Raw genomic sequence first — 26976 nt, 5'->3', positions numbered from 1 at the left:
GAGAGGGAGCAAGACAAGGAGACAAGACGATGCCACTGATGCAAAGCATGGCCCAAGGCGCCACCGACGTCCCCCTCATCGAACAACCCATCGGCGACTTCTTCGACGACATGGTCGCGAAGCAGCCCGAGCGCGAGGCGCTCATCAGCCGCCACGAGGGCCAGCGCTACACCTACCGCGCGCTGCAGACCGAATCGAACAAGCTCGCCAGCGCGCTGCTCGACCTTGGCCTGCAACCGGGCGACCGCGTGGGCATCTGGTCGCACAACAACGTGCCATGGGTGCTGATGCAGATCGCCACCGCCAAGGTCGGCCTGATCCTCGTCAACATCAACCCGGCCTACCGCACCTCGGAGCTGGAGTACGCGCTCAACAAGGTCGGCTGCAAGGCGCTGGTGACGATGGCGCAGTTCAAGACCAGCGACTACCTCGGCATGCTGCGCGAGCTGGGCCCGGCGCGCCTGCCGCAACTGCTGCACACCTTCTGGATCGACAAGCCCGGCCAGGGCGACGAGCAGCCCGGCATGCAGCGCTTTTCGCAGTTGCTCGCAAGCGGCGACGCAGCCGATGCGCGCATTGCCCAGACGCAGAAGACGCTGAAGGCCACCGACCCCATCAACATCCAGTTCACCAGCGGCACCACGGGTTTCCCTAAAGGCGCGACGCTCACGCACCGCAACATTCTGAACAACGGCTTCTTCATCGGCGAGTGCATGAAGCTCTCGCCCATCGACAAGCTGTGCATTCCGGTGCCGCTGTACCACTGCTTCGGCATGGTGCTGGGCAACCTGGCGTGTCTTACGCACGGCTCGGCCATCGTGTACCCGAACGACGGGTTCGACCCGCTCACCGTGCTGGAGACGGTGCAGGCAGAGAAGTGCACCGGCCTGCACGGCGTGCCCACGATGTTCATCGCCGAGCTCGACCATCCGCGCTTCAAGGAGTTCGATCTGTCGACCCTGCGCACCGGCATCATGGCCGGCTCGCCGTGTCCCACCGAGGTGATGAAGCGCGTGGTCGACCAGATGCACCTGAGCGAAATCACCATCGCCTACGGCATGACCGAGACCAGCCCGGTGAGCTGCCAGAGCAGCACCGACACGCCGCAGGACAAGCGCGTGTCCACCGTGGGCACGGTGCAGCCGCACCTGGAGGTGAAGATCATCGACCCCGAGACCGGCGCCGTGGTGCCGACGGGCACGTCGGGCGAGCTGTGCACGCGCGGCTATTCGGTGATGCACGGCTACTGGGAAGACGAGCCGCGCACGCGCGAAGCCATCGACGCAGAGCACTGGATGCACACCGGCGACCTGGCCACCATGGACGCCGAGGGCTACGTCAACATCGTCGGGCGCATCAAGGACCTGGTGATTCGCGGGGGCGAGAACATCTACCCGCGCGAGATCGAAGAATTTCTGTACCGCCACCCCAAGGTGCAGGACGTGCAGGTGGTCGGCCTGCCCGATAAAAAGTACGGCGAAGAGCTGTGCGCCTGGATCATCGTCAAGCCCGGCCAGAGCGCCACCGACGAAGACATCCGCAGCTTCTGCAAGGGCCAGATCGCGCACTACAAGGTGCCCAGGTACATCCAGTTCGTCACCGAATTCCCGATGACCGTGACCGGCAAGATTCAGAAATTCAAGATCCGCGACGCGATGACCGAGCAACTCGGCCTCAGCCAGGAAAAGACAGCATGAGCAAACTAGAAACCAAACTGAACGCCCGTTCGGCCGACTTCCAGGCCAATGCCGCCGCCATGCGCGCGCTGGTCGACGACCTGCACAAGCAGTTCGCCAAAGTGGAGCAGGGCGGCGGCGAGGCCGCGCGCGCCAAGCACACGGCGCGCGGCAAGCTGCTGCCGCGCGACCGCGTGGCCGAGCTGCTCGACCCGGGCACGCCCTTCCTGGAAATTGCGCCGCTGGCCGCGCACGCCATGTACCTGGACGCCAAGGGCGCGGAGTCGGCGCCGGGCGCGGGCCTCATCGCCGGCATCGGCCGCGTGAACGGGGTGGACTGCATGGTCGTGTGCAACGACGCGACCGTGAAGGGCGGCACCTACTACCCGCTGACCGTCAAGAAGCACCTGCGCGCGCAGGAGATCGCCGAGCAGAACCGCCTGCCCTGCATCTACCTGGTCGACTCGGGCGGCGCCAACCTGCCGAACCAGGACGAGGTGTTCCCGGACCGCGACCACTTCGGCCGCATCTTCTACAACCAGGCCAACATGAGCGCCCAGGGCATCCCGCAGATCGCGGTGGTCATGGGCTCGTGCACGGCCGGCGGCGCGTACGTGCCGGCGATGAGCGACGAATCGATCATCGTGAAGAACCAGGGCACCATCTTCCTGGGCGGCCCGCCGCTGGTGAAGGCGGCCACCGGCGAGGTGGTGACGGCCGAAGACCTGGGCGGTGGCGATGTGCACACGCGCCTGTCGGGCGTGGTCGACCACCTGGCGCAGAACGATCTGCATGCGCTGTCGCTCGCGCGCTCGGCGGTGGCTCACCTCAATGCGAAGAACGCCAGCGCGCAGCCGGCCGCCAACACGCCGGTGCGCGCGCCCGAGTTCCCGCGCGAAGAGCTGTACGGCGTGATCCCCACCGACACGCGCAAGCCCTTCGACGTGCGCGAGATCATTGCGCGCATCGTCGACGGCAGCGAGTTCCATGAGTTCAAGGCCCGCTTCGGCGCCACGCTGGTGTGCGGCTTTGCCGAGATCGAGGGCATGCCCGTGGGCATCATCGCGAACAACGGCATCTTGTTCAGCGAGTCGGCGCAGAAGGGCGCGCACTTCATCGAGCTGTGCTGCCACCGCAAGATACCGTTGGTGTTCCTGCAGAACATCACCGGCTTCATGGTGGGCCGCAAGTACGAGAACGAGGGCATTGCGCGCCACGGCGCCAAGATGGTGACTGCGGTGGCCACGGCCAACGTGCCCAAGTTCACGATCATCATCGGCGGCAGTTTCGGCGCCGGCAACTACGGCATGTGCGGCCGCGCATACAGCCCGCGCTTTCTCTGGATGTGGCCCAACGCGCGCATCAGCGTGATGGGCGGCGAGCAGGCCGCGAGCGTGCTGGCCACGGTGAAGCGCGACGGCATCGAGCTGAAGGGTGGCAGCTGGAGCAAGGAAGAAGAGGAAGCCTTCAAGGCCCCGATTCGCCAGCAGTACGAAGACCAGGGCCACCCCTACTACGCCACCGCGCGCATCTGGGACGACGGCATCATCGATCCGGCGGACACGCGTCGCGTGCTCTCCCTTGGCTTGGCGGCTGCGCGCAATGCGCCGATTCCTGAGCCCAAGTTCGGCATCTTTCGGATGTAGCCGTGTTTTTGTCTGCTTGCTTCTTTCGATTTGGTCATGGGGGCTTGCGGGGGTGCGCTCGCGAGGGCGGGGTACCTTGCTCCGCGAATGTCCCCCGGCCTGCGGCCTCCTCCTTTATTTCGCTGCGCAAGGCACCCCACCCTCACGAGCGTTATCCGGAGCAGTCGTTGATCGCACGAGCACTCAGAGCGTGCCCTGGTGCACAGGGCGTCGGGTGCTCCCCGCAGCGAAATAAAGGAGGAGGGCGAAGCCCGGGGGACATTCGCGGAGGGGAGTACCCGGCGGCCTGTGCACACGCCCTGAACGTACCCGCCGAATCCATTGCAAAAAAGCAAGCCGACAAGATTCACTGACATGACCTTCACCAAACTGAAACTAGAAATCGAAGGCCCCATCGCCCGCGTCTGGCTCGACCAGCCCGACGCACGCAACGCCTTCGACGACATCGTCATCGCAGAACTGACGCAGGCCTTCACTCAAGCCGGCACCGCGCCGCACGTGAAAGCAGTGGTGCTAGGCGCGAACGGCCCGGCCTTCTGCGCCGGTGCCAACCTCAACTGGATGCGCCGCATGGCCGACTACACCCGCGACGAGAACATCGCCGACGCGGGCAAGCTGGCCACCATGCTGCGCACCATCGCCGAGTGCCCCAAGCCCACCATCGCGCGCGTGCAGGGCGATGTGTACGCGGGCGGCATGGGCCTGGTGGCGGCCTGCGACATGGCCGTGAGCGTAAACACCGCCTGGTACTGCCTGAGCGAAGTAAAGATCGGCCTCGTGCCCGCCACCATCAGCCCCTACGTGCTGCGCGCCATGGGCACGCGCGCGTCGCAACGCTACTTTCTGACAGCCGAGCGCTTCACCGCCGCCGAGGCGCACCGCGTCGGCTTCGTGCATGAGGTGGTGCCCGCCGACGCGCTCGACGCCAAGGTCGACGAACTGCTGAAGGCCCTGACCGGCGCCAGCCCGGCCGCCGTGCGCGCCTGCAAGCAACTGATTGCCGATGTGGCCGGCCAGGAGATCGACGACGCGCTGATTGCGAAGACGGTCGAAGGCATTGCCGACATCCGCGCCAGCGACGAAGGCCGCGAAGGCGTGCAGGCCTTCCTGCAGAAGCGCAAGCCGTCGTGGCTGGACGCGAACAAGGGCTGAGCGGCATGTCGAACGCTGCACTCATCGAACGCATGGACGCATGGCTTGCCGCGCACCGCGCGGACTACCGGGCCACGTTGCAGCCCGGCGTGAGCGACGCCGCACTCGACGCGTTCGAAGCCAGGTTCTCGCTGAAGCTGCCCGAGGGCTTGCGCGCGCTCTATCGCTGGCGCAACGGCCAGCCGAACAGCTGCTTCGACAGCCTGCAAGGCAACCGCATGTTCAGCGCGCTGGAGGACATTGCCGACACCAAGGAGATGCTCGACGGCATGATCGGCACCGACTTCGAAGATCCCGCCACCTGGCGGCGCGGCTGGGTGCCTTTCCTGTCGAATGGCGGCGGCAGCTACCTGTGCGTGGACACCGACGCCGAAGCCGATGGCCAAGGCGGCCGGCAGCCCGGCCAACTGGTCGCCTTCTGGAAGGGCGACGAAGACCGCCCCGTGGAGCATGCGTCGTTCGATGCATGGCTTGCGGAACTCGTGGCTTCCATGGAAGCCGGCACCATCGAATTCGACTGACTGAGCGAGGCACCGCCATGGACACCCCACTCGACATGCCCCAGCTGCTCGCACTGTCCGCCGCCATCGGCTGGGCCAGCGGCGTGCGGCTGTACCTGGTCGTGCTGCTGACCGGCCTGGTCGGCTACTTCGGCTGGGTGCCGCTGCCCAGCGGGTTGCAGTTGCTGGCGCATCCGGTGGTCATGGCGGCCAGCGGCTTCATGGTGTTCATCGAGTTCTTCGCCGACAAGATTCCCGGCCTCGACTCGCTGTGGGACGTGGTGCACACCGCCATTCGCATCCCGGCTGGCGCCGCGCTCGCGGCCAGCGTGTTCGGCGCCGACCATGGCGTGATGGCCATCGTGGCGGCGCTGGTGGGCGGCGGCTTCGCGGCCACCGCGCATGCGGCCAAGGCCACCACGCGCGCGGCCATCAACACATCGCCGGAGCCGTTCTCCAACGTGGGCGCGTCGCTGGTCGAAGACACGATGGTGCCCGCGGGGCTGTGGCTGGCGGTGGCGCACCCCTTCGTCTTTCTCGTGCTGTTCGTGCTGGTGCTTGTGCTGAGCGTGTGGCTCATTCGCAAGAGCTGGCGCTTCCTCAGGGCGCTGTTCGCCCGCGTGGCCCGCATCTTCAGCGGCCGACCCGATCCAGGCGTCGTGCCTGCGTTTCAACTGAAAAAGAATCCTCCGGGAGACACTCCTCATGTTTAAGAAAATCCTGATCGCCAACCGCGGCGAGATCGCCTGCCGAGTGGCTGCTACAGCCCGTCGCATGGCCATTCGCACCGTCGCCGTTTACTCCGATGCCGACGCGCATGCCAACCACGTGCGCGCCTGCGACGAGTCGGTGCACATCGGCGGCAGCGCGCCCAAGGAAAGCTACCTGCGCTGGGAGCGCATCCTCGAAGCGGCCAAGGCCACGGGCGCCGAAGCCGTGCACCCCGGCTACGGCTTCCTCAGCGAGAACGAAGAGTTTGCGCGCGCCTGCGCCAACGCCGGCCTGGTCTTCATCGGCCCGCCGCCTTCGGCCATCAAGGCGATGGGCCTGAAGGCCGAGTCGAAGCAGCTGATGGAAAAAGCCGGCGTGCCGCTGGTGCCCGGCTACCACGGCCATGACCAGAACCCGCAGCTGCTGCAGCGCGAGGCCGACCGCATCGGCTACCCGGTGCTCATCAAGGCCAGCGCGGGCGGCGGCGGCAAGGGCATGCGCGCGGTCGACAAGGCCGAAGACTTCGCTGCCGCGCTGGCCTCTTGCCAGCGCGAGGCCATCAACAGCTTCGGCGACGACGCGGTGCTGATCGAGAAGTACGTGCAACGCCCGCGCCACATCGAGATTCAGGTGTTCGGCGACACGCAGGGCAACTACGTCTACCTGTTCGAGCGCGACTGCTCCGTGCAGCGCCGCCACCAGAAGGTGCTGGAAGAAGCACCCGCGCCCGGCATGACCGAGGCGATGCGCAAGCAGATGGGCGACGCCGCCGTGGCTGCTGCCCGTGCCGTGAACTACGTGGGCGCGGGCACGGTGGAGTTCATCGTCGAGCAGCGCGAAGGCGGCGAGATGAACTTCTTCTTCATGGAGATGAACACGCGCCTGCAGGTGGAGCATCCCGTGACGGAAGCCATCACCGGCCTCGACCTCGTCGAATGGCAACTGCGCGTGGCCTCGGGCGAAGCGCTGCCGCTGAAGCAGGCCGACCTGCAGATCCACGGCCATGCCATCGAGGCACGCATCTGCGCCGAGAACCCCGACAACAACTTTCTGCCCGCCACCGGCACCTTGCGCGTGTACCGCAAGCCGCAGGCCACCGCCTTCCAGCGCAGCCGCGTGCGCATTGACGACGGCGTGCGCGAGGGCGGCGAGATTTCGCCGTTCTACGACTCGATGATCGCCAAGCTCATCGTGCACGGCAGCACGCGCGAAGAAGCGCTGGCCCGGCTGGACGCCGCGCTGGCGCAGGTGCAGATCGTGGGCGTGCAGACCAACGTGCAGTTTCTGCGCGGCATTCTGGCGACCGAATCGTTCGCCAAGGCCAACCTGGACACCGCGCTGATCGAGCGCGAGCGCGCCGTGCTGTTCGACCGCGAGCCGCTGGGCCTGCCGCTGGCCGCGGCCGCCGCGATCACGCGCACGCTCGTCACCGAGCGCCCGGCCGGCACGCCCGACCCCTTCGAGCGCCGCGATGGCTGGCGCTCGCACGGCGAGTACCTGCGCCGCTTCGACTTCGAATTTCGTGGGGCCGAGCAGATCGCCCTGCTGACCTACAAGCGCGACGGCAGCCTGTGGCTTGAAGCCGGCGGTACCGAAGGCACGCTGGTGGTGGGGCAGTTTGCGGGCGGCGAATTCGAGGTCGAGTTTGCCGGCACGCGCCAGACGCTGGACGTGCACGTCGACGGCGCCACCGCGCACATCTTCGCGTCGAAGGGCGCGAGCAAGATCACCGTCATCGACCGCCTCGCGCATGCCGGCGACACGCAGGCCGAAGGCGGCCGGCTCACCGCGCCGATGCCGGGCAAGGTCGTGTCCTTCGCCGTCAAGGCCGGCGACAAGGTCAGCCGCGGTCAGCCGCTGGCCGTGATGGAGGCCATGAAGATGGAGCACACCATTGCCGCGCCGGCCGACGGCACGGTGGACGAGCTGATGTTCGCGCCGGGCGAGCAGGTGGCCGAGGGCGAGGAGCTGTTGCGCATGAGTGCCGCCGCAGCCTGAAAAAACAATTGACCCCGTTCCGGGCGACCGCCCGTATCAGCTGCGGTAGTCATCACTCAATGGATTTGCCATGACCTCTCGCACGCCGTTCGGCTCGCCCCGTTTCCTTTCTGCCCGCCACCGCGCGGGCATCGTCCTGCTGGCCCTGGCGGCCGCCTTGTCGCTCGCGGGCTGCAACCGCAACAACGGCGGGGGTGAGACGCTTTCCGCGCCGTCACCGTCCTCGGCACCCGCGCCCATGCAGGCCGCCGGTGGCATGGCCATGAAGGAGCAACGCCGCGCGCGCGTGGCGGATGCCGCCTCCGAGTCGTCGGAATCCGATCAGTCTCCAGAGACTCCGCTGCAGCGCTTTCTTGCGGTGCGGCAGGAGCTGAACGTGGAAGTGCCTTCCGAGCAACTGGCCGATGCCTGGGGCAAGGTGCGCGACCTGTGCGGCACGCTGAAGTGCGAGCTGCTGTCGTCCTCGCTGTTGCGCGAAACGCCGCAGCAGCCGGGCAACGCCATGCTCGAAGTGCGCGTGGAACCGGCCGATGTCGACAAGCTGCTCGGTGGCCTGGCCGGTGTGGCAAAGGTGGTTTCGCACACCACCACCAGCGAGGACAAGACCGCCGAGGTGATCGACGTGGAGGCCCGCATCAAGAACCGCACCGAGTTCCGCGACAGCCTGCGCGTGATGCTGCGCGACACCGTCACCAAGCGCACCATGGCCGACCTGTTGGCCATTCAGCGCACGCTGTCGGACACCCAGGCCGAGCTGGACGCCAGCGCCACGCAGCGCAAGGTGCTGGCGCAGCAGACCAGCAAGCAGCACATCCAGATCCAGTTCACGCCGCAGCGCGTACTGGTGAGCGGTGGCGACAGCTACAGCCCGATGGGGGAGGCGCTGCGCAATGCGGGCGCGGTGCTGGCGCACAGCGTGGCCTCGCTCATCACCTTCGTGGCGGCGGTGTTGCCGTGGCTGCTGCTGGTGGTGCTGCCCGTGGGGTGGCTGGTGCGGGTGTTGTGGCGCCGGCGCCGCGCGAAGGGCGTTTGAGCGCGGGCGTCAGCCCACCACCACTTCGCTGATCTGCATCACCGGCGCAATGTCGGTGTAGTTGCCGATGTCGCCCATGATCTCCTTCATGTGCGGCCCGAACGCGGCCTGAAACGCCTCGACCGATTCGCTGAACACGTGGCACATGCCGACATAGGTGGGGTCGGAGCCCGGCGTGCCACCGGCCAGCCCCTTGTCGATGGTGTACGACAGGCACGCATCGCCCATGCGGGCCTTCAGCAGGGGCATGTGCTTGTCGCGGTAGTACGCGTGGTCGAAACGCGCGCCGGGGGTGTGGGGGTACATCACGCTGACTTTGATCATGGACTTGTCTCCTGGGGTGAGCGGCCGAGCATAGGAGATGGCCCGGGCCCGCACAAGCCGCGGGCGACGCTGGCAACGCGGACGACGCGCCCGGGACGCGGGGCGCCGCCGGTGCCGCCTAAGATCCTTGCCCATGCGAATCACCCTCTACCTCACCGACAACCGCCCAGACCCCTGGATCCAAGGCCTTCAGGCCGAACTCCCCGACGCCATCATCGAAGCCTGGAAGCCCGGCGCGCCGCAGGCCGACCATGCGGTGGTGTGGGCACCGCCGCAAGCGTTTCTGGACGAGCAGCCCGCGCTGCGCGGCCTCTTCAACATTGGCGCGGGCGTCGATGCGCTGCTCAAGCTCAAGGTGCCCGCGCACACGCGCATCGTGCGGCTCGACGACGCCGGCATGTCGGTGCAGATGGCCGAGTACGTGTGCCACACGCTCATTCGGCACTTTCGCGAGTTCGACGTGTACGAGGCCGACGCCGCCCAAGGCAAGTGGAGCTACCGCAAGCCGAAGCTGCGGCGCGACTTTCCGGTCGGCATCATGGGCCTGGGCGTGCTGGGCGAGCGCGTGGCCAAGGCCGTGGCGCAGTTCGAGTTTCCGGTGCTGGGCTGGAGCCGTTCGCCGAAGCAGATCGACGGCGTGCAGGTGTTCAGCGGGCAAGCGCAGTTCGACGAGTTCCTGTCGTCCACGCGCGTGCTGGTCAACCTGCTGCCGCTGACCGAGGCCACGCGCGGCATCCTCAACCGCGACACGCTGGCCAAGCTCAAGCCCGAGGCTTACCTGATCAGCATTGCGCGCGGCGGCCATCTGGTGGAGGCCGACCTGATTCCGATGCTCGACGCCGGCCAGCTCGCGGGCGCGACGCTCGACGTGTTCCAGGCGGAGCCGCTGGCGGCCGACCATGCGTTCTGGCGCCACCCCAAGATCACCGTGACGCCGCATGCGTCCGCGCGCACGCTGCGCGAGGAGTCGATCAGCCAGATCGCCGCGAAGATCCGCGCGATGGAGCAGGGCCTGCCGGTCGCCGGCGTGGTCGACCCGGCGCGCGGTTACTGACGCCACACACGTGACGCGGCGCAAGCCGCCGTGCGACCCGCGCTGCATGCGGTTTGCGGCGCAGGCAGGGGAAACCCCGAGGCATTATTTTTTCACAAGTATGAAAATCTTTTCATGATTGTGAAAACTGCATTCCGCGTGATCGAGATCGTCGAGCTCTTCGCTCGCGAGAAACAGCCGCTGGCGCTGTCCGAAATGGCGCGCCTGCTCGACATGCCGGTGTCGAGCTGTCTGGGCCTGATTCGCACGCTCGAAGAGCAGGGCTACATGTACGAAACCGGCCGCCGCCAGGGCTACTACCCGACGGGTCGGCTGCTGGCGATGGCGCAGGTCATTGCCGCCCACGACCCGGTGCTCGACCGGGTGAAGGCCACGCTCGAAGAGCTGCGCGACGCGGCGCGCGAGACGGTGGTCTTCGGCAAGTTCCGCGACGCGGGCCAGGTGGTGTACCTGGAGGTGCTGAGCGCGCCACAGGCCATCCGCTACTCCGCCGAATCGGGCGAAACGCGCCCGGCCTATGCCAACTCGCTGGGCCGCGCCTTGCTGTCCACGCTCGCGCCCGAGGCGCGCCGCAAGCTGCTCGACGGCATGCCGCTCGCGCCGTTGACCGACGCCACGCTCACTACCGTGGAGGCCATCGAGGCCGAGCTGCAGCGCGGCGCCGCGCGCGGCTGGTACGGCAACCTGGGCGAAAGCATTCCCGACCTGATCGGCCTGGCCTGGCCGCTGCGCATCGGCGGCGAGGCCTACGCCATCTCCGTCGCCGGCCCGCGCTACCGCATGGAGCCGCGCATCGAGGACATCGCCGCAATGCTGCGCTCGGCCTGCCTCGCAATCGAACCCAAGACAGAAAGCCCCCGATGACCACGACCACTGCCGGCGCAACCGCCACCACTGATGCCACCACGGGCACCACCGCGCCTCGCTATTTCGTCCGCGAGGACGAGATCACCGGCTACCACCCCGCCAACCACACCGGCACGCTGAACAAGCGGCTGATCGGCCCTGAGACGGTGGGGGCGAAGCAACTCGAAGTGCTGGTGGGCCACATCCAGAAGGGCAAGGGCGCATTGCCGCATGCGCACCCGGGCATCGAGCAGGTCTGCTACATGCTCGAAGGCCGTGCGGTTGCCGAGGTCGACGGCCAGCGCCAGGAGCTGCACCCCGGCGACAGCTGCTTTTTTCCGGCCGACGCCATGCACACCTTCACGGTGGTGAGCGACGAGCCGGTGCGCGTGCTGGTGATCTACAGCCCGCCGTACGAGGAACTGCCGGAACGCGTGATCCGGCCCTGACGCTACAACCACCCGGAGACAAGCAAGCATGAAGACGACCAAGAACGCGACGGGCCAGCCCGTCGTGATGGCGAACCGCCGCCGTTTCATTTCCATCGGCGCGGCCGCGGGCCTCGCGGGCGCCGCGCCGTGGGCCTTCGCGCAGGAGGGCTACCCCAAGCTGCCGATCAAGCTCGTCGTGCCCTTCGCGGCCGGCAGCGGCACCGACGCGGTGGCGCGCATCACGGGGCAGATGCTGGGCGAGGCGCTGAAGGCCTCGGTCATCGTGGACAACCGCGCGGGCGCCAACGGCGTGATTGCCGCCGAGCTGGTGGCCAAGGCACCGCCCGACGGCTACACGCTGTTCATGACGACCAACACCACCCATTCGGCCAACCCGAGCCTGATGAAGTCGCTGCCCTACGACCCGGTGAAAGACTTCGCGCCGGTCAGCCGCATGGGCAACCTGCCGTTCATGCTGGTGGTGAACAACGATCTGCCGGTGAAGAACGTGGCCGAGCTGCTGGCCTGGGGCCGCGCGCACCCGGGCAAGCTGACCTATGCGAGCGGCAACAGCACGGGCATCGTGAGCGGCGCGACGCTGGCGCGCATGAGCGGCGTGCCGATGCTGCACGTGCCCTACAAGAGCACGCCGCCCGCCATTGCCGACCTGATCGGCGGGCAGGTGTCGATGATGGTGGTCGACCTTGCGGCGGGCCTGGCCACGGTGAAGGCCGGCAAGATGCGCGCGATTGCCGTCACCACGCAGGAGCGCACCAAGCTCTTCCCCGAGCTGCCGCCGCTGGCGGACACGCCGGAGCTGAAGGGCTTCGACATCACCTCTTGGAACGGCGTGTTCGCGCCGGCGGGCACGCCGAAGGACATCGTGCGCAAGCTCAACAAGGCGCTGTCGGACATGGCCAATGGCACGGTGTTCCGCGAGCGGGTGAGCAGGCTGGGCTTCGATGCGTTCGGCAGCACGCCGGAAGAGCTTGGCGCGTTCACGGTGTCGGAGCTGGCGAAGTGGAAGAAGCTGATTCAGGCCGCGGGGATTCAACCCGAATGAGCGCGCTGTATTTCTCCCTCCCCTACCGGGGGAGGGTTGGGGTGGGGGCGAGCGGCGCATCCACGGGGCGCTCTGCCCGCCCCCATCCCAGCCTTCCCCCAGAGGGGGAAGGAGCAATGCGGATGCAAGAACTTCGCGTACGAAAGCGCCCGGTGTATTTCTCCCTCCCCTCCCGGGGGAGGGCAGGGGTGGGGGCGAGCGGCGCATCCACCGGGCGCTCTGCCCGCCCCCATCCCAGCCTTCCCCCGGAGGGGGAAGGAGCGAAGGGCAAGACATGAACACCACCGGACCCCTTCAAGGCATTCGCATCCTCGACCTCACCGCCGTGGTGATGGGCCCCTACGCCACGCAGACGCTGGGCGACCTTGGCGCCGACGTCATCAAGGTCGAGCCGCCCGCTGGCGACAACCTGCGCGCGGTCGGCCCGATGCGCCACGCCGGCATGGGCGCGATGGCGATGCACCTGAACCGCAACAAGCGCTCCATCGTGCTCGACCTGAAGCAGCCCGAAGGCCTCGAAGCCTGCCTGCGGCTGGCGGCCGGTTGCGACGCGCTGATCTACAACACGCGCCCGCAGGCGATGGCACGGCTCGGCCTCGGCTACGACGCGGTGGCCGCGGTGAACCCGAAGATCGTCTACCTCGGCGCGTTCGGCTACGGCGAGCAGGGCCCCTACGCCGGCAAGCCCGCCTACGACGACCTCATTCAGGGCGCGGCCGGCGTGGCCTCGCTGTTCGCGCAGCAAAGCGGCGGCGAGCCGCGCTATGCGCCCGTCACGCTGGCCGACCGCGCCGTCGGCCTGCAAGCGGCTATCGCGCTTCTGGCCGCCGTGCTGCATGCGCAGCGCACCGGCCAAGGCCAGGCCGTGGAGGTGCCGATGTTCGAAGCGCTCGCGCAGTTCGTCATGGGCGACCACCTGGGCGGCCACAGCTTCGAGCCACCGCTCGGCCCCACCGGCTACGCGCGCCTGCTCGCGCCGCACCGCAAGCCCTACGCCACGGCCGACGGCCACCTGAGCGTGCTCATCTACAACGACAAGCACTGGCAGGCCTTCTTCGACGTGATCGGCCGGCCCGACCTGCGCGGCTCGCCGATGTTCGGCACCCACACCGCACGCGCCGCGAACATCGGCGCCGTGTACGCCTTCGTCGCCGAGGTGATGGCCACGCGCAGCAGCGACGCCTGGTTTGCCGCGCTCGACGCGGCCGACATTCCGGTTGCGCGCCTGCACAGCACCGACAGCCTGCTCGGCGACCCGCACCTGCGCGCCGTCGATTTCTACCCCGAGTTCGACCACCCGAGCGAGGGCCGCATCCGCACCCTGGCACCGGTCGGGCGCTACAGCGCCACGCCCACGGCCATTCGCCGGCCCACGCCACGCATCGGCGAACAGAGCGTGGAGCTGCTGCGCGAAGCAGGCTACGACGACGAAGCCATCGCGCAGATGCTCGCGCGCGGCGTCACGCTGCAACCCGACCCCACGAAAGACAGCGCCCCATGAATTTCTCCCTGAACGAAGACCAGCGCTCGCTGGTGGCGGCCATCGAACGGCTGTGCGAAGACTTCCCCGCCGACTACTGGCGCGACCTCGACGACCGCGCCGTGTTCCCGCACGAGTTCCACCGCGCCGTGGCGCAAAGCGGCTGGCTCGGCATCGCCATGCCCGAGGCCCAGGGCGGCGCGGGGCTCGGCATCACCGAGGCGGCGCTGATGATGCGCGCCATCAGCGCGTCGGGCGCGGGCATGTCGGGCGCGTCGGCGGTGCACATGAACATCTTCGGGCTCAACCCGGTGGTGGTGTTCGGCACCGAAGAACAGCGCCAGCGCTTTCTGCCGCCGCTGATCTCGGGCACGGAGAAGGCCTGCTTCGCCGTGACCGAACCCGACGCGGGGCTCGACACCACGCGGCTGAAGACGCAGGCGGTGCGCCAGCCGCACGGCGGCTATCTGCTGCACGGCCGCAAGATCTGGATATCGACCGCGCAGGTGGCCGATCGCATGCTGATCCTCACGCGCACCACGCCCATCGACCAGGTGAAAAAGCCCACGCAGGGCCTCACGCTGTTCTACACGCCGCTGGACCGCGCCAAGGTGGAGGTGCGCGAGATCCACAAGCTGGGCCGCGCGGCGGTCGACTCCAACATGCTGTTCATCGACGGGCTCGAGGTGCCTGAAGAAGACCGCATCGGCGAGGAAGGGCGCGGCTTCGAGTACATCCTGCACGGGCTGAACCCCGAGCGCATCTTGATTGCGGCGGAGGCCGTCGGCATCGGCCGCGCGGCGCTGCGCATAGCCTCGCAGTACGCGCAGGAGCGCGTGGTGTTCGGCCGGCCCATCGGCCAGAACCAGGGCGTGGCGCATCCGCTGGCGCGCGCCTGGGCCAACCTGGAAGCGGCCGACCTGATGGTCTTCAAGGCCGCCACGCTGTACGACGCGGGCGAGCCTTGCGGCATCGAGGCCAATGCGGCGAAGTACCTCGCAGCCGAAGCGGCGCACGACGCCTGCCAGAACGCGGTGCTCACGCTGGGCGGCATGGGCTATGCCAAGGAATACCACGTCGAGCGGCTGCTGCGCGAGAGCTACATTCCGCGCATTGCGCCGGTGAGCCCGCAGATGATCCTGAACTTCATCGCCGAGAAGGCGCTGGGGTTGCCCAAGTCGTACTGACCCGAGTTGCATTGATGGCGCCATTTGCAACCCGACAGGCACGCATTGCTACCTTCCGCGAGTTGTGTACCACGCAGGGCAATGGCATGTGGCGGACAATCGAAGGCGGTTTTTCATCCGCCCGCGACACCAGAGACATTCCATGAAACTGCCCAGCCAAGTCAAACTCGTCGACGTCGGCCCGCGCGACGGCCTGCAGAACGAAAAGCAGCCCGTCTCCGCCGAAGTGAAGATCGGCCTCGTGCACCGCCTGCAGGACGCGGGCCTGAATGAGATCGAGGTCACCAGCTTCGTGAGCCCCAAGTGGGTGCCGCAGATGGCCGACAACGCCGAGGTGATGCACGGCATCAAGCGTAAGGCCGGCGTGCGCTACTCGGTGCTCACGCCCAACATGAAGGGCTTCGAGGCCGCCATTGCCGCACCGCGCGAAGAGTGGCCCGACGAAATCGTGGTGTTCGGCGCCGCGAGCGAGGCCTTCAGCCAGAAGAACATCAACTGCTCCATTGCCGAGAGCATCGAGCGCTTCGCGCCCGTGGTGGCCGCCGCGCTCGAAAAGGGCATCTACGTGCGCGGCGCCATGTCGTGCACCGTCGGTTGCCCCTATGAAGGCGACATTGCCCCGTCCAAGGTCGCCTACCTCGCGCAACTGATGAAGGGCATCGGCGTGCAGCGCGTGGACGTGGCCGACACCATCGGCGTGGGCACGCCGCGCAAGGTGCAAGCGGCGATGGAGGCCACGCTGGCGCACTTCGATGTCGATGCCGTTTCGGGACACTTCCACGACACCTACGGGCAGGCGCTGGTCAACACGCTGGCGGCGCTGGAGATGGGCGTGTGGAACTTCCAGTCTTCTTCGGCCGGTCTGGGCGGCTGCCCTTACGCCAAGGGCGCGACGGGCAACGTGGCGACCGAAGACGTGGTCTACATGCTGCACGGCATGGGCATCGAGACCGGCATCGACCTCGACAAGCTGATCGACGCGGGCGTGTACATCAGCGAGGCGCTGGGCCGCGAACCGAACTCGCTCGCGTCGAAGGCCATTCGCGCCAAGCGGGCGGGCTGAACCGCACGCAGGGCGGCCGGCGCCTTCAGTGCCCGAAGGCGCGCAACCCCAGCAGCACGGCCACCGCGGCGGCCAGCAGCACGGTCGTGCATTGCCAGAACAGCACCGGTCGCCGTTCGATCAACGCGGGTGACCGCGCGCGAAGAAATTCGGGCCCGGGCGCTTTCAGGTTTTGCGCGAACTCCGACACCGCCTCCTGCCGTTTGATGGCCTGCGGATGCAGCGCCTTCTGCAGCACGGCATCGACCCACGCGGGCAGGTCGGGGCGAAATTGCCGCACCGGCACATAGCGCAGCCGCCCCACATCGGCGGTCGAGCGGATGCGTGACGCCTGCAGGCCGTAAGGCAACTGGCCGGCCAGCATCTGGTAGGTGATGACGGCCAACGAGAACAGGTCCGAACGCGCCGTGCCGCCCTGGCCGACAAAGTACTCCGGCGCGGTGTACTGCAGCGTGCCTTCGATGGCCAGCGCCCGCCGCTCGCCCGTGCCGTCGGCCAGCCCCGCCACGTGGGTGGTGGCCAGGTCGATGATCTTCACGGTGCCCGCGCGGTCGACCATCACGTTCTCGGGGCGAAGGTCCTGGTGCAGCATTTCCTTGCCGTGCAGGGCCTGCAGGCCGCGCGCGAGTTGCGCGACGATGCCGCGCACGCTGTCCAGCGCGGGGCGCGGGTTGTCGACCATCCATTGCGCCAGCGTGTGGCCTTGCACGTACTCCATGGCCACGTACAGGTGGCTGCGCGTGCGCGTGATGGTGCTGGCCTTGAGCACGTGCGGGCTGTCGATGCGCCGCGCCACCCATTCCTCCAGCACGAAGCGGTCGAGATAGTCGGGGTCGTCGCGCAGGTCCACGGAAGGCAGCTTCAGCACCACGGCCTGGCCGGTGGCGTCGTCGGTGGCCAGGTAGACGTGGCTGCGCGCGGTCATGTGAATGTCGCGCACCAGGGTGAAGCCCTCGAAGCGCGCGCGCGGTGCCAGCGCAGGCGGCATCGCCAGGCCTTCGCGCTGCAACTGGGCCGGCGGTGCGTCGGCCACGGGCAGCTCGTCGATGCGCAGCAGCTGCACCGTGCTGTCGTCGTCGCTGCCCCGTGCGTGGGCGGCCTGCGCGATCAGGCGGGCGGCCAGGTCGAAGTCGCCTGCGCCACAGGCCAGCGCGTCGTTCACCGTGGCGATGTCCAGGTGCGCATGGGCGCCGTCGGTGGCCAGCAGGTAGACCTCGCCCACCTCCGCCTCCCAGCAGCGGTAGTCGATCTCCACGTTGGCGCCCGCGCCCAGCGCGCGGCCGAGGTACGACTCCACGGACGACACATGCACGCGGTGGTCTTCGGTGAGCTGCTCCAGCGCGTTGGCGTGCAGCCGGTAGATGCGCGCATCGCCCACGTGCAGCAGGTGCACGTTGCGGCCTTTCAGGATCAGCGCGCTGAAGGTGCAGACGTAGCCGCTGTCCTTGTCGAAGCGCGCGTCGCTGCGCATGGTTTGCGCATGCAGCCACGCGTTGGTGGCGTTCAGCACGCGCTGCGCGCTGCGGCGCACCGACCATGCCTCGGAGGTGGCGTAGTAGTCGTCCAGAAAGCCGCGCACCGCCGCCGCGCTCGCCACCTGGCTCACGCGGCTGGAGCCGATGCCGTCGGCCAGCGCCACGGCAATTCCTTTGGAGGCGCGCAGCGACCCCTCGGGCAGCATCGCGCCATGAAAGTCCTGGTTGACCCGCTGCCCGGCGCCCGCCAGCGAGTGCTGGCCCAGCGTGACGCGCAGCGCCTTGCGGGGCAGGGCGGCCATGCGCGCGTGGATCAGCCCGCGACGCGCTTGGGCGCCGTCTTGTAGTGCGTGGCGTACAGCGTCAAGCCCACGAAGGTCAGGCCGCCGACCAGGTTGCCGAACACCGTAGGCAGTTCGTTCCAGATCAGGTAGTCCATCAGCGTGAACTTGCCGCCCAGCATCAGGCCGGTGGGGAACAGGAACATGTTGACGATCGAGTGTTCGAAGCCCATGTAGAAGAAGATCATCACGGGCATCCACATGCCGATGGCCTTGCCCGATACGGTGGTCGACATCATGGCCGCGACCACGCCGGTGGACACCATCCAGTTGCACATCACGCCGCGAATGAACAGCGTGAGCATGCCCGCCGCGCCGTGCGCGGAATAGCCCAGCGTGCGGCCTTCGCCGATGTGGCCCAGCCGCTCGCCGATGGCGTTGGGCGCTTCGCTGAAACCGAAGGTGAAGATGATGGCCATGAACACCGCCACCGTGAGCGCGCCCGCGAAGTTGCCCACGAACACCAGGCCCCAGTTGCGGAGCACGCCGGCCCAGGTGGCGCCGGGGCGCTTGTCGAGCACGGCCAGCGGCGCCAGCGTGAACACGCCGGTCAGCAGGTCGAAGCCCAGCAGGTACAGCATGATGAAACCGACCGGGAACAGCATGGCGCCGACCAGCGCGTTGCCGGTGTTCACGGTGATGCTCACCGCAAAGGCCGCCGCCAGCGCGAGGATGGCGCCGGCCATGTACGAGCGAATGAGCGTGTCGCGCGTGGACATGAGCAGCTTGGATTCACCGGCGTCCACCATCTTGGTGACGAACTCGGCGGGGGCTAGATAGGCCATGAGGTTTCCTTGGAAAAGCGTGAAGACAAAACGGATGAAAGGGGGCGGCGGTGGTGCGTCAGGCCAGCGCGACCAGCACGCGGCCTTCGTGCACGCGCACCGCATGCGCGCGCACCGAGTGCTCGGGCGCCTCGATGCATTCGCCGCTGCGCAGGTCGAAGTGGTTCTTGTAGAGCGGCGAAGCCACCACGATGCGTTCGCCCAGGCTGCCGACCAGCCCGCGCGACAGCACGCTGGCCTTGGCCTTCGGGTCGATGTTGTCGATGGCGAACAGCGCCTGCTCCTGGCCGACCCTGAAGATCGCCACGTGCACGCCGTGCACCAGGGCGCACACGCCGGTGTCGGGCAGGATGTCGGTGGCGGCGCACACCGGGGTCCATTGAAGGTCTTGTGAAGTCATGGCGTTTCCTTGGGTGTTCTTTCAGGCCATCGACACATCGGCGGCGGGCTCTGTGCGCTCTTCCATGCGCGCCGGGCGAATCTGCCCGCGCTCCTGCACGAACACGATGTGCTCGTCGGGCTTCTCGCTGTTGACGAAGGAGCGAAAGCGCTGGCGCGTGGCGGGGTCGTTCACCGCGGTGGTCCATTCGCACTGGTAGGTGTCGACCACGCGCTGCATCTGCGCCTCCAGCTCGTCGCCCAGGCCCAGCGTGTCCTGCAGCAGCACGCCCTTCAGGTAGTCCAGGCCGCCTTCGAGGTTGTCGCGCCAGGTGCTGGTGCGCTGCAGGCGGTCGGCGGTGCGCACGTAGAACATCAGGAAGCGGTCGATCATGCGAATGAGCTCGGCCTTGCCGAGGTCGCTCGCAAGCAGTTCGGCATGGCGCGGCTTCATGCCGCCGTTGCCGCACACGTAGAGGTTCCAGCCCTTGTCGGTGGCGATGAGGCCCACGTCCTTGCCCTGCGCCTCGGCGCATTCGCGGGTGCAGCCGGACACGCCGAACTTGATCTTGTGCGGCGCGCGCAGGCCCTTGTAGCGGTTCTCCAGTTCCACGGCCAGGCCCACGCTGTCGGCCACGCCGTAGCGGCACCAGGTCGAGCCCACGCAGCTCTTCACCGTGCGCAGCGACTTGCCGTAGGCATGGCCCGACTCGAAGCCGGCCGCAATCAGTTCTTCCCAGATGGCGGGCAACTGCTCCACGCGCGCGCCGAACATGTCTACCCGCGCGCCGCCGGTGATCTTGGTGTACAGGCCGTACTTCTTGGCCACCTGGCCCACCGCGATCAGCCCGTCGGGCGTGACCTCGCCGCCCGGCATGCGCGGCACTACCGAGTAGCTGCCGTCCTTCTGGATGTTGCCCAGAAAGTAGTCGTTGCTGTCCTGCAGGCCGGCCAGGTCTTTCTTCAGCACGAACTCGTTCCAGCACGACGCGAAGATGCTTGCGGCGGTCGGCTTGCAGATGTCGCAGCCCAGGCCCTTGCCGTGTTTGGCCAGCAGGTCGGCAAAGCTGCGGATCTCGCCCACGCGCACCAGGTGGTAGAGCTCCTGGCGCGAATACGCGAAGTGCTCGCACAGGTGGTTGTTCACGGCCATGCCGCGCTTGGCCATTTCCATCTTCATCACCTGCGTGACCAGCGGCACGCAGCCGCCGCAGGTGGCGCCAGCCTTGGTGCAGGCCTTCATCTCGGCGCTGGTGCAAACGCCCTGGCCCACGGCCTCGCAGATCTGGCCCTTGGTGACGTTGTTGCAGGAGCAGATCTGCGCGGTGTCGGGCAGCGCATCCACGCCCAGGCCCGGCTTGGCCTTGCCGTCGCTCGACGGCAGGATCAGGAACTCGGGCTCGGCCGGCAGCGCAATGCCGTTGAGCGCCATCTGCAGCAGCGTGCCGTATTCGGTGGCGTCGCCGACCAGCACCGCGCCCAGCAACTGCGTGCCGTCCTCGCTTACGACGATTTTCTTGTAGACCTGCTTGCGCTCGTCGATGTACTGGTAGGCGCGCGACCTGGGCGTCTTGCCGTGCGCGTCGCCGATGCTCGCCACGTCCACGCCCATCAGCTTGAGCTTGGTGCTCATGTCGGCGCCGGTGAAGGCGGCGTCTTGCTGGCCGGCAATGTGTTTGGCGGCCACGCGGGCCATGTCGTAGCCGGGCGCGACCAGGCCGAAGGTCTGCTCGTTCCACGACGCGCATTCGCCAATGGCGTAGATGTTGCGGTCGCTGGTGCGGCAGTGGCTGTCCACCGCCACACCGCCGCGCGGGCCCACCGCCAGCACGCTCTGGCGCGCCAGTTCGTCGCGCGGGCGAATGCCGGCGGAGAACACGATCATGTCGGTCTCCAGGTGCGTGCCGTCCGCAAACACCATGCGGTGGCGGGCCGTGGCGCCGTCGGTGATCTCCACCGTGTTGCGCCCCGTGTGCACATGCAGGCCCAGGGCCTCGATGCTGTTGCGCAGCGCGCGGCCACCGCCTTCGTCGACCTGCACGGCCATGAGGCGCGGCGCGAACTCCACCACATGGGTTTCCAGGCCCATGTCGCGCAGCGCCTTGGCGCATTCCAGGCCCAGCAGGCCGCCGCCCACCACCACGCCGGTGCGCGAGCGGGCACCGCAGGCCTTCATGGCCTCCAGGTCCTCGATGGTGCGGTAGACGAAGCAGTCGGCCCGGTCGCGGCCCGGCACGGCGGGCACGAAGGGGAAGGAGCCGGTGGCGAGCACCAGCTTGTCGTACGCGATGACTTCGCCGTCGGCGGTGGTGACGGTGTTGTTGCGCCGCTCGATGGCCGCCGCGCGGGCCGCCAGGCGCAGCGTGAAGCCGCTGCGCTCGAAGAAGCCGGGCTCGACCAGCGACAGGTCTTCGGCCGTCTTGCCGGCGAAGAATTCGGACAGGTGCACCCGGTCGTAGGCCGGGCGGGGCTCTTCGCACAGCACGGTGACCTGTGCATCGGCAACGCCGAGTTCGTGGAGCTGCTCGAGGAATTTGTGGCCGACCATGCCGTGGCCGATGACTGCGATCTTCATGTGGGGTCCTGCACGCGGCCGGCCTTCGAAGATGCAGCCCTCTGGCACTGTCGGGGCAGACAGCGCCAGGGGAGCCCCCGCGACGGAACGGATGCGAAATGGGTTGGAGCGCACGAGCCGGCGGCTGTGGGGCCATCGGCTCGCTCGAACCCCGCCGTCGTTAGCGGAGGCAATGTGAATCCGCCATCAGGTCAGCGGGTCACGCTCGTGTTCAGCAATATCCGTGCCGTTGGAAAACTGTTGGAAGGCCCGTGAAAACAGGGGCGGCGCCCGGTTGCGCACCGAAAACGAACCAGCGCCGGTGCCGTGCGCACGGGCGGCGTGCGCCTTGGCGCGGCGCGGGTCTCTCATTGGTGCGCGGGGCTTTTCCGTATGCTCGGGGTGCCTGCGACGCGGGGCCACCGCCTCCCAGGACCCCCACGAACCCCTTACGAACTGCTGAACCAGCCCTGAACCCCTCATGTGCGGCTCCGAACTTCATTCCCTCCCTGAAGGTGTCCAACGCGTTGCACGCGTGCTGCAGGACGCCGGCCATCCCCATTCGCCGCGCATGCTCGACGACGCCTGCCGCACCGCGCAGCAGGCGGCCGACGCGCTCGGCATCTCCGTCGGGCAAATCGCCAAGAGCATCATCTTTCGCCGCAAGAGCGACGAGGTGGCGGTGCTGGTCATTACCTCGGGCGACAAGCGCGTGGACGAGAAGAAGGTCGATGCGCTGGTCGGCAAGACCGGCCGCGCCGACGCCGACTTCGTGAAGGCGCGCACCGGCTTCACCATCGGCGGCGTGTCGCCCGTGGGGCACGTCACCAAGCCGGTGGTGCTGATCGACCGCGAGCTGTTTCGCTTCGAGGAGATCTGGGCCGCCGCGGGCCATCCGCATGCGGTGTTCCAGCTGCGCCCGCAAGACCTCGAAAAACTCACCGGCGCGCCGGTGGCGGACGTGGTGTGAATTTCGACGCTGCTGAAACGCTGGCCGAGCGCGCCGTGTCGGTACAGGGCGCGGCCGATGCCGTGCCTTCGCCCTGCACCTCGGTGTGCCGCATGGACCGCCTGAGCGGCTTCTGCGAAGGCTGCCTGCGCACCATTCCCGAGATTGCGGGCTGGAGCAAGATGGAAGACGAGACGCGGCGCCACGTGTGGCGCGCGATAGAGTTGCGCGCACGGGCCGGCATCTGGCGCGTGCCAGGAGACAACGCCGCATGAAGCACATCGACTTCTATCTCGACTTCATCTCGCCCTACGCGCACCTTGCGTTCGAGCACCTGCCAGAGGCGCTCGAAGGCCTGAGCTACAGCGTGGCCTACAAGCCGGTGCTGCTGGGCGCGCTGCTCAAGCAGCACGGCCAGCTTGGCCCGGCGGAGATTCCGTCCAAGCGCAGCTGGACCTACCGGCACGTGCTGTGGCTGGGCCACACGCACGGCATTCCCATCGATATGCCGGCCTCGCATCCTTACAACCCGCTGGCACACCTGCGCCTGGCGCTGTCGACCAGCGACGACGGCACGGTGAGCCGCCTGGTGGCCGAAACGGTTTTTCGCCACGTGTGGCGCGGCGGCCTGGAAGCGGGCGATGCCGCGCGCCTTGCCGCGCTCACCGCGCAGCTGCAGCCCCGGCGCGAAGCCGGCAGCGACGAGAGCAAGGCCCTGCTCAAGCGCAACACCGACGAGGCGCTGCAACTGGGCGTGTTCGGCACACCGGCCTATGTTGTCGACGGGCGCCTGTTCTGGGGCTTCGACGGCTTAGCGATGCTGCGCGCCTACCTGTCTGGCGACGCGTGGTTCGACGGCCCGCAATGGCACGGCGCCGACCAGCGCCCCTCTGTGCTGCGCACCAGGCCCTGAGGACAAACCCGCGTAGGGCTTCGGTTTCTTACAAGCTGAAACGCCCCCCACGGGTTTCACCCTAATTCGTAAGCGTCGGTTCAGTTTGGCGCAAGTCTCGGGTCAGTCGCGCCTCCAAGAATGCCTCACGGCGCCCCGGACATCGGGCGTCGCATGAACGCATACACACAGGAGACGACCAATGGCAGCCACACTAGATTCACGGGGAGTACCGCATCCGGCCCCCCGGCCCATGTCCGCGGAGGAGAAGAAAGTCATCTTCGCCTCCTCGCTCGGCACCGTGTTCGAGTGGTACGACTTCTACCTCTACGGCTCGCTGGCCGCGATCATTGCCAAGCAGTTCTTCAGCGGGCTGGACGCGGGCGCGGCCTTCATCTTTGCGCTGCTCGCGTTCGCCGCCGGCTTTCTGGTGCGTCCGTTCGGCGCCATCGTGTTCGGCCGCCTGGGCGACATGATCGGTCGCAAGTACACCTTCCTGGTGACCATTCTGATCATGGGCCTGTCGACCTTCATCGTCGGCCTGCTGCCCAGCTACGCGACCATCGGCGTCGCTGCGCCGGTCATTCTGATTGCGCTGCGCATGCTGCAGGGCCTGGCGCTCGGCGGCGAGTACGGCGGTGCCGCCACCTATGTGGCCGAGCATTCGCCGCACGGTAAGCGCGGTGCGTACACCTCGTGGATTCAGACGACGGCCACGCTCGGCCTGTTCCTGAGCCTGCTGGTGATTCTGGGCGTGCGCGAAGGCCTGGGCGAAGCGGTGTTCAACGACTGGGGCTGGCGCATTCCGTTCCTGGTGTCGATCCTGCTGCTGGGCGTCTCTGTGTGGATCCGCCTGACGCTGAGCGAGTCGCCCGCCTTCCAGAAGATGAAGGCCGAGGGCAAGACCTCCAAGGCGCCGCTGGCCGAATCGTTCGGTGAGTGGAAGAACCTGAAGATCGTCATCCTCGCGCTGGTCGGTCTCACGGCGGGCCAGGCGGTGGTGTGGTACTCGGGCCAGTTCTATGCGCTGTTCTTTCTCACGGCCCAGTTGAAGGTCGACGCGACCACGGCCAACCTGATGATTGCCGCGGCGCTGCTGCTGGGCACGCCGTTCTTCGTGATCTTCGGCACGCTGTCGGACAAGATCGGCCGCAAGCCGATCATCATGGCCGGTTGCCTGCTGGCCGTGGTCACGTACTTTCCGGTCTTCAAGATGCTGACCGAAGCCGCCAACCCCGACCTGGCCCGCGCGCAAGCCACGGCCGGCGTGACGGTAACGGCCGACCCGGCGTCATGCTCGTTCCAGGGCAACCCGGTGGCCCGCGAGATCGACTTCAAGAGCTCGTGCGACATCGCCAAGCGCTACCTGGTGCAGAACTCGGTGAGCTATGAGAACGTGGCCGGCGCGCCGGGTTCCAAGGCCGTGGTGAAGATTGGCGACAAGACGGTGGAAGCACCCGTCGGCAACGTCGTGAACCTCAAGTTCGACGAAACCTCCGCCAAGGAAATTGCCGCCTTCAAGAAGGGCGTGGCCGAAGACCTGAAGGTGGCGGGCTACCCGAGCAAGGCCGACCCCGCCAAGATCAACAAGGTGCTCACGGTGCTGCTGCTGTTCTGGCTGGTGCTGCTGGTGACCATGGTGTACGGCCCCATCGCCGCGATGCTGGTGGAGATGTTCCCCACGCGCATCCGCTACACGTCGATGAGCCTGCCGTACCACATCGGCAACGGCTGGTTCGGCGGGCTGCTGCCGACCACGGCCTTTGCCATCGTGGCGTCGACCGGCAACATGTACAACGGCCTGTGGTACCCGATCATCATCGCGGGCATCACGCTGGTGATTGGCACGCTGTTCATCCGCGAGACCAAGGACGTGGACATCTACGCCAACGACTGATCGTCGGGCGACACACAGGGGAGGGCGCAACGCCCTCCGCTCCCCAAAAAGGCTTCATGCCAATTGCATGAGGCCTTTTTCTTGAGCGCTTCACTTTGCCAACCCATCAGGAGACAACCCCCCATGTGGAAAATTGCCGTCGGCTTCGTCATCTTTGCCGCCATTGCACTGTTCATGATTTCCAGGGCCGGTGACAAGGTCGACATGTCGGGCGAAAAGCATGGCGGCGACGCCCCCACGCACGAGCCCGCGCCGGCCGCCGCGCCGAAGTGAACCGATGTGAGCTGAGCCGCCGGGCGGCTAACGCTTGAACCGGCCGTCGCTCACGATGGAGAGGTCGACGTAGTCGATGCCCGTGTGGTCGGTCGGCGAGTAGCCGATGTCGAGCCCCGGGCCCAGGTCGTACTGAAAGCTGTTGAGCGTGGCGATGAGCCTGGCGCGCGTGGGCTTGGGCCCGGTGCGGCGCAGCGCCTCGACCAGCACCTTGGTGGCCACGAAGCCTTCGAGCAGCGCGGGCGACAGCGCATTCGGGTCCTGGCCCTTGGCCTTGGCCAGCGTCATCGCCTCCTTGATGAGCGGGTGCGCCGCCGCGCGTTCGTAGGGCAGCACCTGCGTGATGATCACGCCCGCGCTGGCCGAGCCCAGCTCCTTGATGAAGCCCGAAGCCGCGTTGTTCGACAGCGTGATGATCTGCGCCGCCGAGCCCGCGGCGCGCAGCGCCTTGATGCCGTCGGCCACCGCCGTGCCCGAGCCGATCCACAGCACCGCCTGCGCGTTCGCCTGCGTGAGCCGCGGCACGATGGCAGCGTGGTCGGGCTTGTTGCGGTCGGACAGCACCACCACCACCGGCTTCAGGTTGGCCTTGGCAAAGCCCTTGTTCGCGCCTTCCATCGCGTCCTTGCCGAACGCGTCGTCCGCTTGCACCACCGCAATGCGCTGGATGCCGGTGGTCTGCAGGTGCTGCACTGCCTTTTCGGCCTCGCGCTGGTAGGTCGAGCGCACGTTGAAGATGTTCTTCTGCAGCGGCTGGTGGAGCGCCATGGCGCCGGTGGACGGGCCGACCAGCGCCACGCCGTATTTGTCGAGCAGCGGAATCACCGCCAGCGTGTTGGGCGTGCCGCGGTTCAGCAGCAACGCCAGCACCTTGCGGTCTTCGATGAGCACCCGCGTGTTCTCCAGCGAGCGCTTGGCGTCGAGGCCGTCGTCCATGCGAATCACCTCGATTTGCTCGCCAAGGATGCCGCCCTGCGCGTTCACCGCGTCGATCACCAGCTGCGAGCCTGTGATGGTTTCCTTCACGCTGGCCGCCACCGGCCCCGAGAGGTCGGCCGACTGGCCGATGAGTATCTGCGCCGACGCGCCTGGCGCGCCCAGGGCCAGGGTCAGTGCGGTGAGCAGCGCGACAGCGCAGGGCGTGAACGTCTTCTTCATAGAGCAAAGCCTTTCCAGGAAGCGGATGTCTCTGTCAGAAGATGTGTAATGTGTTGCCGAACGTGAACCGGCGCCAGAGCGCGCAAACCCTGTCAAACCAAGGTTTCCAG

General features: G+C 67.5%; 26 protein-coding genes. 19 read left to right on the top strand and 7 right to left on the bottom strand.

Annotated features, from left to right (window positions below):
- Positions 1 to 29: 29 nt before the first annotated feature.
- The 7 genes from VLK31_RS27700 to VLK31_RS27670 all read left to right on the top strand — a co-directional run bounded on the left by VLK31_RS27700 (position 30) and on the right by VLK31_RS27670 (position 8716).
- A complete protein-coding gene (locus VLK31_RS27700; protein ID WP_409171689.1) occupies positions 30 to 1697 on the top strand; it encodes an AMP-binding protein in 1668 nt (555 codons plus the stop codon).
- A complete protein-coding gene (locus tag VLK31_RS27695; RefSeq protein WP_409171688.1) occupies positions 1694 to 3322 on the top strand; it encodes a carboxyl transferase domain-containing protein in 1629 nt (542 codons plus the stop codon). Before VLK31_RS27700 ends, VLK31_RS27695 begins: the two co-directional genes overlap by 4 nt.
- Before the next feature lie 354 nt (positions 3323 to 3676).
- Positions 3677 to 4474 (top strand): enoyl-CoA hydratase/isomerase family protein, encoded by a 798-nt coding sequence (locus VLK31_RS27690; protein WP_409171687.1) that lies wholly within the window; start codon positions 3677 to 3679, stop codon positions 4472 to 4474.
- A gap of 5 nt (positions 4475 to 4479) precedes the next feature.
- Positions 4480 to 4995 carry an SMI1/KNR4 family protein gene (locus VLK31_RS27685; protein ID WP_409171686.1) on the top strand — a complete coding sequence of 172 codons (516 nt, stop codon included), beginning with the start codon at positions 4480 to 4482 and terminating at the stop codon, positions 4993 to 4995.
- A 17-nt stretch (positions 4996 to 5012) separates the two neighbouring features.
- The gene (locus VLK31_RS27680) at positions 5013 to 5687 is read left to right on the top strand and encodes a DUF4126 domain-containing protein (protein WP_409171685.1); all 675 of its coding nucleotides are present in this window, start codon (positions 5013 to 5015) and stop codon (positions 5685 to 5687) included.
- A complete protein-coding gene (locus VLK31_RS27675; protein WP_409171684.1) occupies positions 5680 to 7683 on the top strand; it encodes an acetyl-CoA carboxylase biotin carboxylase subunit in 2004 nt (667 codons plus the stop codon). The genes VLK31_RS27680 and VLK31_RS27675 overlap by 8 nt, the downstream gene beginning before the upstream one ends.
- A gap of 70 nt (positions 7684 to 7753) precedes the next feature.
- The gene (locus VLK31_RS27670) at positions 7754 to 8716 is read left to right on the top strand and encodes a DUF4349 domain-containing protein (protein WP_409171683.1); all 963 of its coding nucleotides are present in this window, start codon (positions 7754 to 7756) and stop codon (positions 8714 to 8716) included.
- Positions 8717 to 8725: 9 nt separating this feature from the next.
- Here the strand turns inward: VLK31_RS27670 and VLK31_RS27665 are convergent, their stop codons facing one another.
- Positions 8726 to 9040, bottom strand: coding sequence for an EthD family reductase (locus tag VLK31_RS27665; RefSeq protein ID WP_409171682.1), 315 nt, complete (start codon positions 9038 to 9040; stop codon positions 8726 to 8728).
- Between the two features lie 133 nt (positions 9041 to 9173).
- On the opposite strand from VLK31_RS27665, the gene VLK31_RS27660 reads away from it, so the two are divergent.
- From VLK31_RS27660 to VLK31_RS27630, 7 genes are all read left to right on the top strand, one after another.
- Positions 9174 to 10094: a 2-hydroxyacid dehydrogenase gene (locus VLK31_RS27660; RefSeq protein WP_409171681.1), complete on the top strand. Its 921-nt coding sequence runs from the start codon at positions 9174 to 9176 to the stop codon at positions 10092 to 10094.
- A gap of 114 nt (positions 10095 to 10208) precedes the next feature.
- Positions 10209 to 10958, top strand: coding sequence for an IclR family transcriptional regulator (locus VLK31_RS27655; RefSeq protein ID WP_409171680.1), 750 nt, complete (start codon positions 10209 to 10211; stop codon positions 10956 to 10958).
- Positions 10955 to 11389, top strand: a complete 435-nt coding sequence (locus VLK31_RS27650) for a cupin domain-containing protein (protein WP_409171679.1) — start codon at positions 10955 to 10957, stop codon at positions 11387 to 11389. The genes VLK31_RS27655 and VLK31_RS27650 overlap by 4 nt, the downstream gene beginning before the upstream one ends.
- Positions 11390 to 11417: 28 nt before the next feature.
- The gene (locus VLK31_RS27645) at positions 11418 to 12434 is read left to right on the top strand and encodes a Bug family tripartite tricarboxylate transporter substrate binding protein (RefSeq protein WP_409171678.1); all 1017 of its coding nucleotides are present in this window, start codon (positions 11418 to 11420) and stop codon (positions 12432 to 12434) included.
- 274 nt (positions 12435 to 12708) lie between these two features.
- Positions 12709 to 13935, top strand: coding sequence for a CaiB/BaiF CoA transferase family protein (locus tag VLK31_RS27640; protein ID WP_409171677.1), 1227 nt, complete (start codon positions 12709 to 12711; stop codon positions 13933 to 13935).
- Positions 13932 to 15101, top strand: a complete 1170-nt coding sequence (locus tag VLK31_RS27635; RefSeq protein ID WP_409171676.1) for an acyl-CoA dehydrogenase family protein — start codon at positions 13932 to 13934, stop codon at positions 15099 to 15101. The genes VLK31_RS27640 and VLK31_RS27635 overlap by 4 nt, the downstream gene beginning before the upstream one ends.
- A 142-nt stretch (positions 15102 to 15243) precedes the next feature.
- Positions 15244 to 16164 (top strand): hydroxymethylglutaryl-CoA lyase, encoded by a 921-nt coding sequence (locus tag VLK31_RS27630; protein ID WP_409171675.1) that lies wholly within the window; start codon positions 15244 to 15246, stop codon positions 16162 to 16164.
- A gap of 25 nt (positions 16165 to 16189) precedes the next feature.
- Here the strand turns inward: VLK31_RS27630 and VLK31_RS27625 are convergent, their stop codons facing one another.
- The 5 genes from VLK31_RS27625 to VLK31_RS27605 form a co-directional block, all read right to left on the bottom strand.
- Positions 16190 to 17941, bottom strand: coding sequence for a protein kinase domain-containing protein (locus VLK31_RS27625; protein ID WP_409171674.1), 1752 nt, complete (start codon positions 17939 to 17941; stop codon positions 16190 to 16192).
- 11 nt (positions 17942 to 17952) lie between these two features.
- Positions 17953 to 18765 (bottom strand): formate/nitrite transporter family protein, encoded by an 813-nt coding sequence (locus VLK31_RS27620; RefSeq protein WP_409171673.1) that lies wholly within the window; start codon positions 18763 to 18765, stop codon positions 17953 to 17955.
- A 58-nt stretch (positions 18766 to 18823) separates the two neighbouring features.
- A complete protein-coding gene (nirD, locus tag VLK31_RS27615) occupies positions 18824 to 19165 on the bottom strand; it encodes a nitrite reductase small subunit NirD (protein ID WP_409171672.1) in 342 nt (113 codons plus the stop codon).
- Between the two features lie 21 nt (positions 19166 to 19186).
- Entirely contained in the window at positions 19187 to 21718 is a 2532-nt protein-coding gene (gene nirB / locus VLK31_RS27610) for a nitrite reductase large subunit NirB (RefSeq protein WP_409171671.1), read from the bottom strand.
- 186 nt (positions 21719 to 21904) lie between these two features.
- Positions 21905 to 22069, bottom strand: a complete 165-nt coding sequence (locus tag VLK31_RS27605; protein ID WP_409171670.1) for a hypothetical protein — start codon at positions 22067 to 22069, stop codon at positions 21905 to 21907.
- 109 nt (positions 22070 to 22178) lie between these two features.
- On the opposite strand from VLK31_RS27605, the gene VLK31_RS27600 reads away from it, so the two are divergent.
- From VLK31_RS27600 to VLK31_RS27580, 5 genes are all read left to right on the top strand, one after another.
- Entirely contained in the window at positions 22179 to 22667 is a 489-nt protein-coding gene (locus tag VLK31_RS27600) for a YbaK/EbsC family protein (protein ID WP_409171669.1), read from the top strand.
- Complete coding sequence (locus VLK31_RS27595; protein WP_409171668.1) at positions 22664 to 22921, top strand: DUF1289 domain-containing protein; 258 nt, start codon at positions 22664 to 22666, stop codon at positions 22919 to 22921. The genes VLK31_RS27600 and VLK31_RS27595 overlap by 4 nt, the downstream gene beginning before the upstream one ends.
- On the top strand, positions 22918 to 23559 hold the full coding sequence (locus VLK31_RS27590; protein WP_409171667.1) for a 2-hydroxychromene-2-carboxylate isomerase: 642 nt from the start codon (positions 22918 to 22920) through the stop codon (positions 23557 to 23559). Before VLK31_RS27595 ends, VLK31_RS27590 begins: the two co-directional genes overlap by 4 nt.
- 181 nt (positions 23560 to 23740) lie before the next feature.
- Positions 23741 to 25435 (top strand): MFS transporter, encoded by a 1695-nt coding sequence (locus VLK31_RS27585; RefSeq protein WP_409171666.1) that lies wholly within the window; start codon positions 23741 to 23743, stop codon positions 25433 to 25435.
- A gap of 123 nt (positions 25436 to 25558) precedes the next feature.
- Positions 25559 to 25708, top strand: a complete 150-nt coding sequence (locus tag VLK31_RS27580; RefSeq protein ID WP_409171665.1) for a hypothetical protein — start codon at positions 25559 to 25561, stop codon at positions 25706 to 25708.
- A gap of 27 nt (positions 25709 to 25735) precedes the next feature.
- On the opposite strand, the gene VLK31_RS27575 is transcribed toward VLK31_RS27580, so the two are convergent.
- Positions 25736 to 26866 (bottom strand): ABC transporter substrate-binding protein, encoded by a 1131-nt coding sequence (locus VLK31_RS27575; protein WP_409171664.1) that lies wholly within the window; start codon positions 26864 to 26866, stop codon positions 25736 to 25738.
- Positions 26867 to 26976: the final 110 nt, after the last annotated feature.

Source organism: Variovorax sp. H27-G14 (genome assembly GCF_046156345.1).
In the GTDB taxonomy this organism is placed as follows: domain Bacteria; phylum Pseudomonadota; class Gammaproteobacteria; order Burkholderiales; family Burkholderiaceae_C; genus Variovorax.
Note: the sequence above shows the minus strand (reverse complement) of the source record. Positions and strands in the feature narration are given on the sequence as shown.